The 14,781-nt window shown below is 53.1% G+C and carries 16 protein-coding genes; 7 read left to right on the top strand and 9 right to left on the bottom strand.

Going from position 1 to position 14,781, the window contains the following annotated elements; all coding sequences use genetic code 11:
- Positions 1 to 23 precede the first annotated feature (23 nt).
- Entirely contained in the window at positions 24 to 2,876 is a 2,853-nt protein-coding gene (locus tag HFM78_RS09145; RefSeq protein ID WP_287129130.1) for an FG-GAP-like repeat-containing protein, read from the bottom strand.
- A 773-nt stretch (positions 2,877 to 3,649) separates the two neighbouring features.
- On the opposite strand from HFM78_RS09145, the gene HFM78_RS09150 reads away from it, so the two are divergent.
- Complete coding sequence (locus HFM78_RS09150; RefSeq protein WP_287129131.1) at positions 3,650 to 4,201, top strand: hemerythrin domain-containing protein; 552 nt, start codon at positions 3,650 to 3,652, stop codon at positions 4,199 to 4,201.
- A gap of 189 nt (positions 4,202 to 4,390) precedes the next feature.
- Positions 4,391 to 5,218 carry a Tab2 family RNA-binding protein gene (locus HFM78_RS09155; RefSeq protein ID WP_287129132.1) on the top strand — a complete coding sequence of 276 codons (828 nt, stop codon included), beginning with the start codon at positions 4,391 to 4,393 and terminating at the stop codon, positions 5,216 to 5,218.
- Here the strand turns inward: HFM78_RS09155 and HFM78_RS09160 are convergent, their stop codons facing one another.
- The 3 genes from HFM78_RS09160 to HFM78_RS09170 are packed head-to-tail and all read right to left on the bottom strand — an operon-like array spanning position 5,219 to position 7,469.
- On the bottom strand, positions 5,219 to 5,617 hold the full coding sequence (locus HFM78_RS09160) for a hypothetical protein (RefSeq protein WP_287129133.1): 399 nt from the start codon (positions 5,615 to 5,617) through the stop codon (positions 5,219 to 5,221). It lies immediately after the preceding gene.
- A 51-nt stretch (positions 5,618 to 5,668) separates the two neighbouring features.
- Positions 5,669 to 6,568 (bottom strand): lipoyl synthase, encoded by a 900-nt coding sequence (gene lipA, locus HFM78_RS09165; RefSeq protein WP_287129134.1) that lies wholly within the window; start codon positions 6,566 to 6,568, stop codon positions 5,669 to 5,671.
- A 40-nt stretch (positions 6,569 to 6,608) separates the two neighbouring features.
- Complete coding sequence (locus HFM78_RS09170; RefSeq protein ID WP_287129136.1) at positions 6,609 to 7,469, bottom strand: ABC transporter permease; 861 nt, start codon at positions 7,467 to 7,469, stop codon at positions 6,609 to 6,611.
- 75 nt (positions 7,470 to 7,544) lie between these two features.
- On the opposite strand from HFM78_RS09170, the gene HFM78_RS09175 reads away from it, so the two are divergent.
- On the top strand, positions 7,545 to 7,724 hold the full coding sequence (locus tag HFM78_RS09175; RefSeq protein WP_287129137.1) for a hypothetical protein: 180 nt from the start codon (positions 7,545 to 7,547) through the stop codon (positions 7,722 to 7,724).
- On the opposite strand, the gene HFM78_RS09180 is transcribed toward HFM78_RS09175, so the two are convergent.
- Complete coding sequence (locus tag HFM78_RS09180; RefSeq protein WP_287129138.1) at positions 7,721 to 8,389, bottom strand: dihydrofolate reductase family protein; 669 nt, start codon at positions 8,387 to 8,389, stop codon at positions 7,721 to 7,723. The two genes, HFM78_RS09175 and HFM78_RS09180, sit on opposite strands and share 4 nt — an antisense overlap.
- 63 nt (positions 8,390 to 8,452) lie before the next feature.
- Here HFM78_RS09180 and HFM78_RS09185 point away from each other — a divergent pair, with 63 nt between their 5' ends.
- Entirely contained in the window at positions 8,453 to 8,623 is a 171-nt protein-coding gene (locus HFM78_RS09185) for a hypothetical protein (protein ID WP_287129139.1), read from the top strand.
- Between the two features lie 2 nt (positions 8,624 to 8,625).
- A complete protein-coding gene (locus HFM78_RS09190; RefSeq protein ID WP_287129140.1) occupies positions 8,626 to 8,943 on the top strand; it encodes a DUF3493 domain-containing protein in 318 nt (105 codons plus the stop codon).
- A 167-nt stretch (positions 8,944 to 9,110) separates the two neighbouring features.
- Here HFM78_RS09190 and HFM78_RS09195 read toward each other — a convergent pair whose 3' ends face one another.
- From HFM78_RS09195 to HFM78_RS09210, 4 genes are all read right to left on the bottom strand, one after another.
- Complete coding sequence (locus HFM78_RS09195) at positions 9,111 to 9,917, bottom strand: pentapeptide repeat-containing protein (RefSeq protein ID WP_287129142.1); 807 nt, start codon at positions 9,915 to 9,917, stop codon at positions 9,111 to 9,113.
- Between the two features lie 161 nt (positions 9,918 to 10,078).
- Positions 10,079 to 11,074 carry an aldo/keto reductase gene (locus HFM78_RS09200; RefSeq protein WP_396033269.1) on the bottom strand — a complete coding sequence of 332 codons (996 nt, stop codon included), beginning with the start codon at positions 11,072 to 11,074 and terminating at the stop codon, positions 10,079 to 10,081.
- A 91-nt stretch (positions 11,075 to 11,165) separates the two neighbouring features.
- Positions 11,166 to 11,840, bottom strand: a complete 675-nt coding sequence (locus HFM78_RS09205; RefSeq protein WP_287129145.1) for an RloB family protein — start codon at positions 11,838 to 11,840, stop codon at positions 11,166 to 11,168.
- A complete protein-coding gene (locus HFM78_RS09210; protein ID WP_287129146.1) occupies positions 11,837 to 13,132 on the bottom strand; it encodes an ATP/GTP-binding protein in 1,296 nt (431 codons plus the stop codon). The genes HFM78_RS09205 and HFM78_RS09210 overlap by 4 nt, the downstream gene beginning before the upstream one ends.
- A 167-nt stretch (positions 13,133 to 13,299) precedes the next feature.
- On the opposite strand from HFM78_RS09210, the gene larC reads away from it, so the two are divergent.
- Positions 13,300 to 14,601 (top strand): nickel pincer cofactor biosynthesis protein LarC, encoded by a 1,302-nt coding sequence (gene larC, locus HFM78_RS09215; protein WP_287129147.1) that lies wholly within the window; start codon positions 13,300 to 13,302, stop codon positions 14,599 to 14,601.
- The coding region (locus HFM78_RS09220; protein WP_287129148.1) for an SsrA-binding protein at positions 14,598 to 14,781 on the top strand (184 nt) is incomplete at its 3' end. The genes larC and HFM78_RS09220, both read left to right, overlap by 4 nt.

Below are 14,781 nucleotides of genomic sequence, written 5' to 3' on the forward strand. Positions count from 1 at the left end.
TACGCCCCTACAGAATTCATGGGCTAGTTAGCCGGACGGTTGCCGAGGAAGAACGCATTCACATAGGTATAGCCGCTCATCTCCCAGACGTAGGTATTCCCATCCCCGCTGTAACGCCACAGCAGGTCTGCCTGTCCATCATTCGTCAGGTCGCCTGACCCGACCAACTGCCACAACGGGTCCGTTACATCGCCGATGAAGAAGGCATTCACGTAGGTGTAGCCGTTCATCTGCCAAACGAAGGTCTCCCCAGTATCGTTCTTGCGCCAGAGCAGGTCTGACTGACCATCGTTGGTGAGGTCTCCACCGCCGACTAACTGCCAAGCCGGGTCCGCCACATTGCCGATGAAGAAGGCATTCACGTAGGTGTAGCCGTTCATCTGCCAGACGTAGACATCCCCAGTCTGGATGTTGCGCCAGAGCAGGTCGGCCTGTCCATCCCCCGTCAAGTCCGCCGCCCCCGCCAACTGCCAGTAAAGGTCAGTTACGGCCCCGATCAGGAAGGCATTGACGTAGGTTGTCCCGTTGAGCTCCCAAACTGCGTTATCGCCCGTCTGGTAGTTGCGCCAGAGCAGGTCCGGCTTACCATCCCCCGTGAAGTCAGCGGCCCCAGCTAGCTGCCAAGCTGGGTCGGTGTTACTGAGTAAGGGGAGGGTGGCGACGTAGGTGTAGCCGTCCATCTGCCAGACCTCATTGACCCCCGTGGTGTAGTTGCGCCAGAGCAGGTCCGCTTGACCATCGGTGGTGAAGTCTGCCGCGCCGACCAACTGCCATTGACTCCCGCGCACGGCGACAGCGGGGATCGCAAAAGGGTCCGTACTGTTGACCGTCCCCAAGCCCGGTACGGTCACCTCAATCCGACCCGTGATGGCTCCATAGGGAACCGTGGCGGTGATTTGGCTAGCGGAGACGACTGTAAACAGGGCAGGTAGCCCGTTGAAGGTAACGCTCGTCGCCCCAGTGAAATTGGTCCCATTGATCGTCACGACGGTCCCCGGTCCACCGCCACTGGGGGTAAAGTCAGTGATCGTGAGTACGCTGGTCGTGACAAAGATGTTCTGTTGCTCGGTCCAACCGCTGCCATTGCGGATGAAGACCAACGCCGAACCCTGGTCCGTGGCATTGATATCATCCCCCGGTGCGCCAGTCACGATGGTATTGCCGCTAATGGCAACGGCATAACCTAGTTGGTCTTGGGCCGACCCGTCGCCCGCCGTGAGTTTGCTCTGCTGTTGCGTCCAGACCGTACCGGCTCGCTCAAAGACAAAAGCCGAACCCCGGTTGGCATCCCCCTCAAAATCATCCCCCGGCATCCCGACGACGATGAGGTCACCCACAATCGCTACTGCAAAACCAAAGGCATCATCATCGGCTCCCGTGGCGGTACGAAGTAGGGCTTGCTCAGACCAGACCGTACCGCTTCTCACAAAGACATAGGCAGCACCACGATTGTTGTTACCACTCAAGTCATTACTTGGTGCACTAACCACCACGGTTTCGCCACTGATCGCCACAGCTACCCCGAAGGAATCGCCATTCACCCCATCGCTTGCGGTCAGGCGTTGTTGTTGGGTCCAGAGGGTCCCACTCCGCACAAAGACAAAGGCCGAACCCTTACTACCCACCCCTGGTTTACCGACTGCTAAGGTCTCACTACCCAAAGCGAGGGCGTAACCAAACTGTTCGTTGAGGGCCCCGGTGGTATTGGGAAACTCCTGCTGGAGTGTCCAAGTCGTCCCGCTCCTGATATAGACAAAGGCTGATCCCCGGTCATCATTGTTGCCCGTGTCATAGCCCGGTGCGCCGACCGCCAGGGTCTCGCCCTGGATCGTCACAGACTGACCGAACTTGGCATTGTTGGCGACTGTCGGAGTTAATTTCTGCTGCTCATTCCAGTCCGTACCTGTTCTGACGAAGACGTAAGCTGCGTTGCTGACCCCGACTGCCGGGGCACCGACTACCACAGTCTCACCACTAATTGCCACGGCGGTCCCAAAATTAGCCCCCGCGCCGCCATCACTGGCGGTTAGCTGCGCCTGGGGAATCCAGACCCCGTTATTGCGGACCAAGACATAGGCCGAACCCTGGTCTACATTCAAGCCAATGTCATCCTGGGGCGCACCCACAACGAGGGTATCGCCCACCAGAGCCACCGCCGTCCCCAACCCGCCGAGGGTGCCGGGCGCGTTGGGCTGGCTGAGGAGCGGGTCAATCGTGATGGGATACTGGGCTGTCTGGTCGGCAACCGTCAACCAGAGACGGGTCCCGTCGGTGTCCATTTGGGCGGTGAGGACCTGCCCGGTCGCGTCTTTTACTAAAAGATGATCGTACCGCCAAGACTCTGTTCCCCGCGTCAACAGGATAGCTTGTCCGTCCGGGGTAAGCTCAGCTTGGACTCCGCCGGTGATTGTCATTTCGAGCCGAATTCCGCGCTGTTCCGTAGGCGGAGCTTGCAGTGTAAATCCCTGCTCTAATCCCTGGGGCGTATTTAGGTACCACTCAGTCATAGCCCCGCGCCGATACTCGACCCGGTTACCGATAGCCGTGCCTGGAACTGCTGGGAGTGACTTATCCCCAATTTTGCTCAGACCCAGGGTCCAAGGCCGGGTCGCCCCCTCACCTTGTAGAACTAAACCCTGGGGTTGGAACTGGACGGAGAAGCCCTGGGCCGGGTTGTTGGCATAGGGTGAGCCCTGATGAGTGTAAACCCGGTAACGGGCCTGGGTCAGAGCTTGCTGCATAGCCGGGTCAGGCAGGACGGAAGAAGTCGCCAACAGGGAGAGGACCCCCTGCAAAAAACCCACCGTTATTAACAGTAGAGCTATCGCCCTAGAGTTAAATACGGTGTAACGGACTCTAGCCAGCGTGAGGGTCATGGCGGATCATCCAAAAATACGTGAAGATGTTATCAGAAATTTACTTTTTTACCAAGCAAGACTATATCCGAGCCGGGAAGAATGAAGAATATCGTCTGCTCGCATCATTCTCAATTAGGGAACATGAAATAGTATAAGCATTCCAACTGCCTTTAGTTTTTAAAGAATCAAGATGAGGTTTGGGCCAATAGTGCCTATCGCACTGAGGACACGGCATGGGTATTGCCGAAAATGCTATTTAAAAGTGAGATTCACTCACGCTCGTGTCGGAATCATGTGTTCACCCAAGAGCAAAGATCACATAACCGCGAGAAGTTGAAGTTCCGGGCATGGGTGGAGCATGTTTTCGGTCATTGGGTCTTGATGGGCGGGAAGTTAATACGCGGCGTGGGTCAAGTAAGGATAGCCAAAGTGGGTTTGCTAAACTTGTCGTACAACTTGCGGCAGTATGTCTATTTACAAAAGCAGTCCGGTATCGAACTGCTAGCAGGTATGGTGTACCAAATGAGAAAAAAGAGAGCAATAAGAGGTAAAAAAGAGGAGAGATAAGGAAACAAGTGAAAAAAATGATTATTTACTAACTACAATCACTTTTCTAATAATTCTGTAATTCAGCCTCTATTAATCGTAGTCCCCTGTAACTACAGAGGTTCGTTTGTCAGTTTTCTAGCCCACCGTAGAAATATTTTAGAGATTTCCCCTACCTATCTCTGGATAGATTCAGGCGGTTGTCCATTGCTAGATGATTGAGGGCAAATCCAGGAGCACTACCCATGTTAAATGACAAGATGGCCCCCGACGAATTGCGGGCCGGGATTGGCACCAAACTTGATGAACCTTCCCGCGCTGTCACGGGTCCCCTCAACGAGGGCGATGTTTTTGAGCTGTTGAAAGTAGACCATGACCGCCTAGCTGACTTATTTGTGACGATTGAGACGGAGACCGACCCCGGAGCCCTGAGTACCCACGTTGAGTTACTCGCCCGGCAACTGTTGACCCACACCACCCTCGAAGAAGAAATCTTCTATCCCCAGGTCCGCAACTTTGCCGACACCGAGGGCCAAGTCGAGAAGAACTACGAGCAGCATCAAGAAGCCAAAGAAATCCTCCAACAAATCCAGCGACTCGACCCCAGCACCCAGGACTTCAAAGCCGCCGTCCAAGACCTGCAACGGGCCATCGAGAACCATGTCCACGAAGAAGAGAACTATCTCTTCCCCGCCGTCAAAGGCGACTTGAGCGACGAAGCCTTAGCCAACCTCACGACCCAAATTCGCGAAGGCAAAGCCCGCTACGCTACCCAGTACAACCTCCAGAGTCTCTAGCCCCTCCGCCCCATACCCTGATGGGCACGTGGTGGGGGAGCAAGGTAGAAGAGATCTCCCTCAATCCTCCTTAAAAAGGGGGACTTGAAGAAGCTGGCACACTCATCACTCTTTCCCCCCTTTTTAAGGACAAGGGGGGATTTTTTGAGAACTTGGAAAGGCATAACTTAAAGCAGGTAGGCTAAGAAGATGCTCCCCAATACAACCTGGGAAATAGATATTTATCGCCGCCCCTGCTTCAAGGATGACCAACCCCTGTGGGAATTATTGGTCTGCACATCAGACGGGAAGATTTTATTAAACGTCTGGGTACCCCTAGCCCAAGTAAGTGCCGAGTGGGTGGCGCAACAACTCCAAGGACTCAGTCAGCAACCTGTGGGTATGCGGGTTTTTCGCAGGGCTAGCTACCAACTCGCCCAGCTTGCTAGTGAACAGCGGCGAGTCCCCCTCACCCAGTCATTACGCACTATTGCCATTCAACGCTGGCTTTTAGCCCGCTATCAGACCGTCTACCCCCGTCATCCCGGCTATCGTCTCCCTGCCCGTGCTCCTGTAGTGCGCCCGGTCCCCGCCCCCTTCCCGGCGGATATACTACCTGAGCAGTGGGGTTTCAGTGCGGTCCCGGCAAACGAACTAAGCCTGATTGCCCAACAACCCATTCCCTACCTTGCCGTGCCCTTGACTCAGGAGGACTGGAACGCACCGTTCTGGCTTGCCACCGTGCCCGGTGTCTTTCTCCACGCTCCCGACCCCGAACCTCTCGCCCGCTGGTTATTCCAAAAAGGCCCGGTCGCCCTCAGCTATATCGAATCCGCCATTAGTGGCTTGATCCTAGAAACCGATACTAGTGAACGTTGGGTCCTCGCCACCTTTCAAGACCCCGAGATGAAAGCAGCAGGCCGTCAGTTCATTGAGCGACTCGAAAAAACCCAAGGCTTACATTTCGTCGCCCTCCAACCCACCGCTGCGGAAGACTTGACCGGGTTTTGGTTATTACAGACTCCAGTACCCCTCTAACTACCAAGCATTCCAGTTAGTCCGGCCTTCATGCTGTTGGGCCATCTCGCGGTAGCGCGGCGAAAGCGTAACCTTGACTACCTCACGGGGCAACCAGAGTGGGTTCCCATTACCGAGGGCGACCCGGTACCGTTTTCCCGTTGCGAAATCTTGGACATCTAACACCGTAAAAGTTTTGCCAATCAAGTTGGGTAGGGAACAACGGGTGTAGGGCGTATCCAGAACTTCGACTTGCCAAGGTGTCGGTAGTACAGCTTGGGACGTCATCTGGTCCGCCGGAGGCCGCTCGTTGCGGGGATAGCTGCGGTCTGTATCTTTGGCGGCGGTATTTTCGAGCGGCGGGACCGGCGGCTTACGTCGGTCAGGGGTTTCGCGCATGAAGCGGTCAAGGTCAATCATTGGGGGTAGACCGAACAAACTTTAACCAAGCTTAGTCTCAGGTCCGTATTTTCACTGTGAAGACTCTGTAAGCTCCCTACCCACCAGCCGCTCAGGATAAGCTCTGATCAGTTTTTGGACCTCAGCAGCATGGTAGGAGCTACGCGTCAACGGGGAGGACACCACCTGGAGAAAGCCCATCGCCTCCCCTGCCTCCCGTAACGCCGTGAACTCTGCCGGAGGTACAAACCGACTCACCGCCAGATGTTTGGGGGTGGGCTGGAGGTATTGACCGAGGGTAACGATATCACAACCCACCGCCCGCAGGTCCTGCATTACCGCCAAAATTTCCTCGTTAGTTTCGCCTAAACCCAACATCACCCCAGACTTGGTGAAAAGCGGGTGTTGACGGCTCAAGCGCAGGAGTTCGAGGGTGCGCTTGTATTCGCCTTGGGGCCGGACGTGACGGTAGAGCCGGGGGACGGTCTCAGTGTTGTGGTTGAGGACTTCAGGGCGAGCCGCCAGGATTTGGTCAAGAGCCTGCCAATTGGCGCACAGGTCGGGGATGAGCACTTCAATAGTGGTCTGGGGCGCGACTTTACGGATTTCCTCAATGCAGCGCACGAACTGACTCGCCCCGCCATCCTTGAGGTCGTCGCGGTTAACGGAGGTAATCACCACATGACTAAGGTTCATGCGCCGGACAGCTTCCGCCAAACGTGGCGGTTCGCTGGGGTCTAGGGGCTGGGTTGCTTTATTAAAATCAATATCGCAGTAGGGACAAGCCCGGGTACAGGCGGGTCCCATGATGAGGAAAGTCGCCGTCCCGGCCTTGAAGCACTCCCCGATATTGGGACAGGAGGCTTCTTCACAGACCGTATTGAGTTTGAGGTCCCGCAGGGTTTCACTCACTGCTCCGATGCGCTCCCATTGGGGAGCTTTGACCCTCAGCCAGTCTGGTTTTACGCTCATCCCCGGCCCTCTAAACGAGATAAATATAACACCCTAGTCTTCAGGCCAGGAATTTACGCAGTAAAGTACCCACTAGGGCCACCGCCAACCCATCAAAAATCAGTAGGGCTACCAAGCAGCTTTCTAGACTCAAGGTCGCCCAGGGAGCCACCAGCACGGTACTCGTCCAGGACCAGTCCGCCGCACTATAGAGGTAGCGCACGGGTTCGATGGCCCAGGTCAAAGGGTTGAGTGTCGCTACCCACTGCAACCAAGGCGGCATGAAGGCGAGGGGAGCTAGGGCAGTACTGGCAAATAACAAGGGTAAATTCAATACCAACAATAGCCCCAACGCCTCAATATGACCGGGTACCACAAAGGCCAAACCGATGCTGAGGGCGGTGAAGCCAATCACCAACAACATCACCACCAGTCCAATTACGAGCAATCCCCCCAGTCCCGCCGCCAACTTCGCCCCCAAGAGGGTACTCGCCGTCATGACCACGGCAGTTTGCAAGAGACTCTGGACCACAATATAAATGGCTGAGGCAAACACCACTGACAGCCGAGAGGTCAAAGGCGCGACTAAGATGCGGTTGAGGAAACCGAACTCCCGGTCAAACACAATCGGCAACCCCGCATTGAGAGCCGCCCCAAACGCCGTAAAGATAATCACTCCCGCCGCGAGAAACTGCGTATAGTCACTCGATCCGAAAATCCCCACCGGGGCATTGTGAAAAGCCGCACCAAATAGAACCAAGAACATCAGTGGTTGGGCAATCCCCAGAGCTAACGCGGTCGGGCGGCGTTTCAACTGGATAAACCAACGACGGGTTAGAGCCAGGGTCTCTTGCCAAAAAGCCGGCGAAAAAAGCCCAGGAACAGCAAGGGGCAACTCAAGGGGCCGGGTGGCATTGCCCATGGGCGGGTACCATTTACATCTCCCCATTGTGCCCGATCGCGCATGGCACAATGGAAATAGCAATTAAGGCATGCCATGAATCTGCTCTTACTGGTCCTGTTGGCGGGTTATCTCTACGGAGCTTGGCGGTTCATGAAGGGAGCCAATCGTTTCTATCAGTCCGATAAGGCCCTACCCTTGGCCCTGGCGTGGCCCGTGTTGTTGTTGGTCTCGCCAGACTTCCGGCGCAACTTTAACCGCGCCCTCAAACCCTAGCCCCGCGCGAACCGATAGCACAAAAACAACTCATCCCCCAGGCGGCGCGTCTCCACCAGTTGACCACGGGGTAACGCGGGTAAATCCAGGCCCTCTGCCGCCGAGGGTGCGTCCTTTCCAGCAATGACCACTGGGCAGAGGGTCAGCCACAGTTCATCCACCAGCCCCAGTGCAAAGAATTGGGCCACCAATTGCCCCCCGCCCAGCAGGGCCAATCGTTTGACGCCCCGTTCATGGAGTAGGTGGAGAGCTTGCCGAAAGTCCACGCCCGTACTGTCTCCACAGACCAAAAATTCCACATGGGGCGCGAAGTATGCCCGTTGCTCGAGGCTGAGTTCTCCCGTCAAAAGCAGACGGTCCATGGGTTGACGAAACAGGGGCCAAGTTATGTCTAGGTCTAAGCTCCTTGAGGCAACCACCGTCAAAGGTTGGGGGGATTGGCCCCGCAGGGTCCGCGCCTGCAAAAGTTCTGGGTTGTGGATGAGGAAAGCTGTACTGTAGGCCCGGATGGTACCTGCTCCTAAGAGGACCGCATCGGCCCGACTGACCTGGGTTTCCAGGTGGACTTGGTCATTGACTGAGGGAAAACCGGGCCGTTGATGACGGGTTTGGCTGAGTTTCCCATCCAGACTGACAGCGAGAATAAGACTAACCCAGGGCTGCACAGGGGTCCCTCACGACTTGCTCAGCATAGCAGGGTATAATCGGGCCATTCTCGGTGTCGTCCCATGTGTACCCAATTCGTCGAACTAGAAATGGCCCGCAAGCCCCTTGCTGAACTGGTCCCCGCCATCGAAGCCGAACTCGCTACCCGGGGTGAGTCGTTACGTTGGGCCATCACCCAGGTGGAAGCCGACCGCATTACCGTCGAAGCTGCCGTCCTTGTCACCACGACGTAAACGTGGAAGACTGGACCCCCGAACGTAAAGCCCGCAAACGTGCCCAAATGCGGGCACAGTTGGCCTCACCCTGGCGGGGTCTGCGTTTATTTTTTTATCTCTGCTTTACCGCTAGTGCCGCTGTCGGAACGATGGTCTTCCTCAGCCGGGTCCTCGGCGGGATGGCGCGGGGAGACCGAGAATTATGGGTGAATAGTTTGTTTATGACCTTCTTACATATCGTCTTGGGCGTAACGATGGTGGTCCTCTTCCGGGCCGAACGCCAACGCGAAACTAGCCAAACCGAACGGTTCTTCCAGAAGCAACAGGCTAAACGTTAAGTGGTCTCCCGACAAGCAGGTATGGTGGGGACTAAGATAGAGTGTTGGGCTGGGATTAACCTTGATTGGCGTGGTATGAGTATTGTCCGATTGTTGTAAGGGGTGCAACTGTCTGAATCTAGAGCCCATCCTCAACTAAGCATTGAGGATAGGAAGCTAGGACATAGTTACTGCTTGCCTAGGGCCCGCCGGGTCTCCTCATCTAACCTAGCCCCAGAGAGGACTGCCCCTTCTAATTTAGCCCCGGTGAGTTTGACCCCACGTAGGTTTGTACCACTGAAATTAATACCTGTTAGGTCCGCCCTGCTTAAGTCGGCATCATCAAGTGTAGACCCGCTCAGGTTGGCTTGACTCAAGTTAGCTCCCCGCAAGTTAGTCCCCGTCAAATTAATCCCACTCAGATTCATACCACTGAAATTAATTTCGCTTAGGTCCATATCTTCGAGGTCTAGACCACTCAGATTAAGACTTTTACGGTCAGCTTGGGCATAGGTGAGGATAGCACGGAGAGCATCTTCATCGAGATCAGCCCCCGACAGATTCGCACCCGCCCACTGACTCCCCTTAGCTTCAATAGCACTCAGGTCTGCCCCGCTCAAGTTTGCCCCGCTCAAGTTAGCGTCACGCAAATCGGTGTGGTTCAGGTCCGCCCCGGAGAAGTTGGCCCCTTGCAGATTGGCCCCCTGTAAGTTAGCTCCTTCAAAATCAGCCCCACTCAGGTTTTTACCACTCAGATCTACCTTTTTCAGGTCGGCATTGGCAAAGTCCACGCCGCTTAGATTGCTTCCCTTTAAGTCGGGGATCGTGGGGGGTTCAGGGGGTTTGGGAGCTACAGGAGGTTCCGATTCGATACTCAATTGCGGAGAGGGTTCCAATTGGGCCACGAAGTTTAATTTTCCGGTCCCCAAGGCCCACAGGCCCCAGAACAAAAGACCCACAGCAACACTGACGAGGCTAAATTTCAACTCTTTCACGGGATGAAATGCCAATACATGGCCTCACTGTAACACTAGGAGTTGGGCAAGTTGTGAGTAGATAACTAAAGTTGTAATTTCCTGTGGGGGCCTGTAGATAGTGAAATAAAGCGGCCCACGAACAGCCACCATCCAGCATTCTGGGCCAGCGGTGATGGTTCTTAGCCCAGCCACTGCGGGTTCTTAGCAGTACCATCGAAACGGTTACTCGTCTTATAAAGTTCGGTCTGACCTTTGAGGGCGACCGTCCGGGTACGGTTGAGTAGAGCAGTCACCTGTTCATTGGTCAATGGCTTGAAGGTCCGCACTGCTTCGATGGCTTGGTCGAGAATTGCCAGACTATCAATGCCCGTAATCACCGTTGAAATTGGCAGATTCAGGGTGTAATGCAAACACTCAATCGGTTTGACGGTATTGCTCTGCAAAATATAAGAGTCACCCATAGACTTCATCCCCAGGACCGCGATCTCCTCCTTAATCAAGACTGGAAGGACCGTGCGCTCGAAACTCCTAAAATGAGCATCCATGACATTTAAAGGCATTTGAACCGTATCGAATCGAAAGTTATTCGCCTTAGCAACTTCTAGCATTCTGAGATGAACCATGGGGTCCTTGTGACCTGTGAAGCCAATAAAACGAAATTTACCCGCTTTTTGCGCTGCCATGACCGCTTCAATTGCTCCGCCCGGTGCGAAAATCCGGTCGGGGTCCTCAACACGGATAATCTCATGGAGTTGCAACAAATCTACCGACTCCACCCGCAGCCGTCGTAAGGATTCATCAATCTGTCGTGCAGCCGACTCTTTCGTTCTGCCATCAATCTTGGTCATCAAAAAAACCTTGTCACGGTAGCCATTCTGTAAAGCGTTACCCATCCGAACTTCACTAACCCCGTCGTGATAATCCCAGCAGTTGTCCATAAAGTTAATGCCACGGTCAATCGCCGTGTGAATAATTTTGATACTCTCCTGCTCATCTTTTTGCCGCCCGATGTGATGTCCTCCCAGTCCCACCACCGAAACCTGCTCTTTCGTCCGTCCCAAAGGCCGATAAATCATCTCGCGGGTTCCCGCTTGCATAGCTCCTACATCCCCAGCCGCCATCATTCCCGCAATAACTGAAGTAGCTTTTAATACCTCTCGTCTCCGCACATCCACGCTGAAACTCCCAGGAAAAAGTTTACTGACCTAAATGAATGTTAAATTGCTCAGCAATGCTTTTTCCTCTGTCTAAAGGGGTAGCAAATAGTCATAGATTAATGGGGTAAGGCTTACGAGCAGCATTATTGAGTTCTCGAACAAGTTTATCTACTTCTGTAGATGGATTACCTGAGCCATCACAATCTATATGGAGCTTACGACAACGCTCACTGTGCTCTATTGCAGTGGGAAAACTCTTAATACAATCTAGGGTGGGTACAAGACCCTTGATGTATTTGGGCAAATATTTTTTTAAATATTGACAGACATTGTTACAGTCTATAAATGGTGAAGTAGTATATTCCCAATGCAGAAGTAGCCAATACTCAAAACATGGGTCAGACTGAGCAAAAAAAGTTCCTCTAGCTTCTGGAAGGTTCATAGCAGCCTGAGCTAGTTTACGCCGTTCATCGTGGATTTTTTCAAGATCAAAGACTACCCAGACTTCATCGTAGGGAGTGAAGATGTTACTTTTTTTTGCCTTTTGAATACGCTCTTTTCGACATTTATCAGCATATTTAGTCAAGGTTATCGGGTCAGTTCCTTCAGGATGAACAAGTTCTACTTCTACAGTCCTTAATCTTAGAAGTTCTCGGAGTTGTTTAAAGTAGTTCGGTTCAGTTTTCTCCCCCTCAGTGATAATAAGGAAAATCTTACCTGAAGGAGAATGTTCAGGAGGCCTTCGAGCTGATGGTCTGCGGACATAAGAACTATTCTGAGTCACAGTTTTAAACCTTCAGGGATAAAGGGAATGCCGCCGTAGCGTCCGGCGAGGTAACCTTTTGTCAAAGCTTCATCTTTACGAGGTTGATAATCAGTAAGCGGGTAGAGGTGGGTTGCACCCGCAGGAGATTTCTCAGTAAACCAAATTTGGTCTCGCCGCATTAGGGTGGTATCCAGGAGAATAGGATTGTGCGTTGTAAAAATAATCTGCGCCCCTTTTGGATTATTCTTACGACAGAATAAGAGTTTGAGTAATTCCCTAACGAGAAGAGGATGAAGACTAATTTCAATCTCATCCAAAAAAGCAGTGTTCCCGTGTTCCAAAATGTCAATCCAAGAGCTAGTCAATTCAAAAAATCTACGTGTGCCTTCTGACTCTTCGGAATTGTAATCAAAGAGAACATCTTGGTTATCGCTTGCTTTGTGTATAAACTGTATCTCTCCCTCTTCCGTTCTAATATTTTTTTCAAAAACGTGGGCTGATTCCTCTGAGTAAGAATTGGTTAGGGATGATGTCTTATTCTCATCCTTCGATTGTGTAATCTTTATGTCAGCAATACCAATATCTGCACTTCTTAAAAGATTTTGAACGCGTTCAAAATAACCGTATTCTCTAAGTTTTTTTATAGCCCAAGTTTTGTGAATCCCTTTACTAAGAGAAGAATTTGTTGGATTAAACTGAAGATTATGTTGAAACCAGCTAAAGATCGGCGTGAGTTGGGGATGATTGAACTGAGTAGCAACAGATATGAAAAGTGCATTCTCACGAGTCTTTATTTCAAGACTCTTATCCCTTTTAAATCCAGTTGCAGGTTTTTCCCAGGTATAAATATTCTGCCGCTCATCATAGGTTCGATGATACCAGCGTTGGGGCAGTCCCTTGGGATATGCTACTAAATACTCTTCCAGAACCCGCTGAGTGGTTAAGGACAGACCGAAAAGGTAACGTATCTCTTCAACAACAAAAGTGATTTCAAACTTTGATGGCTGGTGAATAGAAATCTGGTCCAGCTTGAAAGGCTCGGTTCCTGTGGGATCGCCGGGTTCAATTTTAGTTGCTGAGTGACGCACGAAATCAGCGAGAAATTGAACAGCTTTAAGGACGTTCGACTTACCAGACGCATTAGCTCCGTAAATTGCTGCTCCACGCAAAAACTTCACTCCTGCTAAGCCGGGTAGATTCCGCTCAATTACACAGTCAGGCAGGTCTTTTTCGTAGTTGCTGGCTACAAGGCTGAGGGCCTGCTCTTCACGAATAGACCGAAAATTGGCGACCTTGAACTCAATCAGCATGGAGCTAACCACCCCTTAGAGGCAAAACTAGCCTTATATTCGCCAGTTTTACACAAAAAATGTCCTAGAAACGTAAATTTCCTTGAAATCTCTCTACAGGTCCACACCTAAACACTTAGACGGGTTTATTTGCCCTGTAAACTTGGAGTAATGCCCCGGAGCGACCGATGAAGATTGCCTACTTTGATTGCCCGACCGGGATTGCCGGGGATATGTGTCTGGGGGCCTTGGTGGATGCGGGGGTGCCCTTAGCCTATCTAGAGCAACAATTGGGCCGTCTCGCCATGCATCAGGAATTCCACCTACAGGCCCAAACCGTTAAAAAAGTTGGTATTCAAGGCACTCAAGTTACGGTTCACCTTACGGAAACACCCGCTACTCGGCATTTACCCGAGATTGAAGCGATTATCCAGCAAGCGGGCCTCCCAGCCCAAGCGACCGCTTGGGCCTTAGCGAGCTTTCGGGCGTTGGCAGCGGCGGAGGGAGCGGTCCATGGTGTTCCGCCCAGCGCAGTCCACTTCCATGAAGTCGGGGCGGTGGATGCAATTGTGGATATTGTCGGGACCTGTCTGGGTCTGGATTGGTTGGGCATTGAACAGATCGTGTGTTCAGGGTTGCCCTTTGGGGGCGGGACCGTGATAGCAGCCCACGGTCGGATGCCCGTTCCCACGCCAGCGGTGGTCAAACTCTGGCAAAGCCGCCAAGTGCCTGTATTCAGCAATGGCATTCATAAAGAACTCGTCACGCCCACCGGAGCCGCTATCGTCTGTGCCTTGGCCCATCACTTCGGTGAGTGTCCTGCTCTAGTCGTGCAAACCGTAGGCATGGGGGCCGGAACACGAGACCTATCTATCCCTAACTTACTTAGGCTCTGGGTGGGTGAGTCTACGCCCAACTTCTCGGGTTCTGAGCGTAGTCATGCCCATGCCCACGAACATAGTCATAGCGGACCCACTCACTCCCATAGCCATAGCGAGAGTCATAGCGAATCCAGCCCTAGCCATAGCCCCAGTCATGCCCATCCTCATGAAGAAGTCGTTGCCCTGTTGGAGACCCAGCTTGATGACACCAGCCCCCAGGTCCTCGGTTATCTCTTTGATTGCCTCCCGGCGGCGGGAGCCTTAGATATGTACCTGACCCCGGTTGCCATGAAAAAGAATCGGCCCGGTGTCCTGCTCACCGTCCTCTGTCATCCGCCCCAAGCCCGCGCCTGTGAAGAAGTGCTTTTTCGAGAGACCATGACGCTTGGTATCCGCCGGGATTACCGGACCCGTGCGGTGTTGGGGCGCAGATTTGAGACCGTGCAGACCAATTTTGGTGCAGTGCCCGTTAAAGTAAGTCACCGCGCCGGAGCCGTTTATACCGTTCAGCCAGAATATGAAGACTGCCGCCGTCTGGCCCAAGCTACCGGACAGCCCCTCAAAAATATCCATGCCGCCGCCCTCCAAGCCTACGAGGCCCAACGATGAGTGCTGATGAATTTCGCAAAGTCCTAGTTGAGAACCGTAAAGCCCGTTTTGAGTACGAAATCTTGGAAGTCTACCAAGCCGGGATTTCCCTCATGGGCAGTGAGGTCAAAGCCATCCGAGCAGGCCGCGCCAACCTCCAAGAAGCCTATGCCCGCATTGAGGGCGCGGAGGTTCTTCTAC

The sequence above is a fragment of the Candidatus Cyanaurora vandensis genome (assembly GCF_013285555.1).
Classification (GTDB): Bacteria; Cyanobacteriota; Cyanobacteriia; order Gloeobacterales; family Anthocerotibacteraceae; genus Cyanaurora; species Cyanaurora vandensis.

Coding starts and splice junctions, on each gene's coding strand:
- HFM78_RS09145 (WP_287129130.1), bottom strand. CDS start 2,876: ATGACCCTCACGCTGGCTAGAGTCCGTTACACCGTATTTAACTCTAGG.
- HFM78_RS09150 (WP_287129131.1), top strand. CDS start 3,650: ATGTTAAATGACAAGATGGCCCCCGACGAATTGCGGGCCGGGATTGGC.
- HFM78_RS09155 (WP_287129132.1), top strand. CDS start 4,391: ATGCTCCCCAATACAACCTGGGAAATAGATATTTATCGCCGCCCCTGC.
- HFM78_RS09160 (WP_287129133.1), bottom strand. CDS start 5,617: ATGATTGACCTTGACCGCTTCATGCGCGAAACCCCTGACCGACGTAAG.
- lipA (WP_287129134.1), bottom strand. CDS start 6,568: ATGAGCGTAAAACCAGACTGGCTGAGGGTCAAAGCTCCCCAATGGGAG.
- HFM78_RS09170 (WP_287129136.1), bottom strand. CDS start 7,469: ATGGGCAATGCCACCCGGCCCCTTGAGTTGCCCCTTGCTGTTCCTGGG.
- HFM78_RS09175 (WP_287129137.1), top strand. CDS start 7,545: ATGAATCTGCTCTTACTGGTCCTGTTGGCGGGTTATCTCTACGGAGCT.
- HFM78_RS09185 (WP_287129139.1), top strand. CDS start 8,453: ATGTGTACCCAATTCGTCGAACTAGAAATGGCCCGCAAGCCCCTTGCT.
- HFM78_RS09210 (WP_287129146.1), bottom strand. CDS start 13,132: ATGCTGATTGAGTTCAAGGTCGCCAATTTTCGGTCTATTCGTGAAGAG.
- larC (WP_287129147.1), top strand. CDS start 13,300: ATGAAGATTGCCTACTTTGATTGCCCGACCGGGATTGCCGGGGATATG.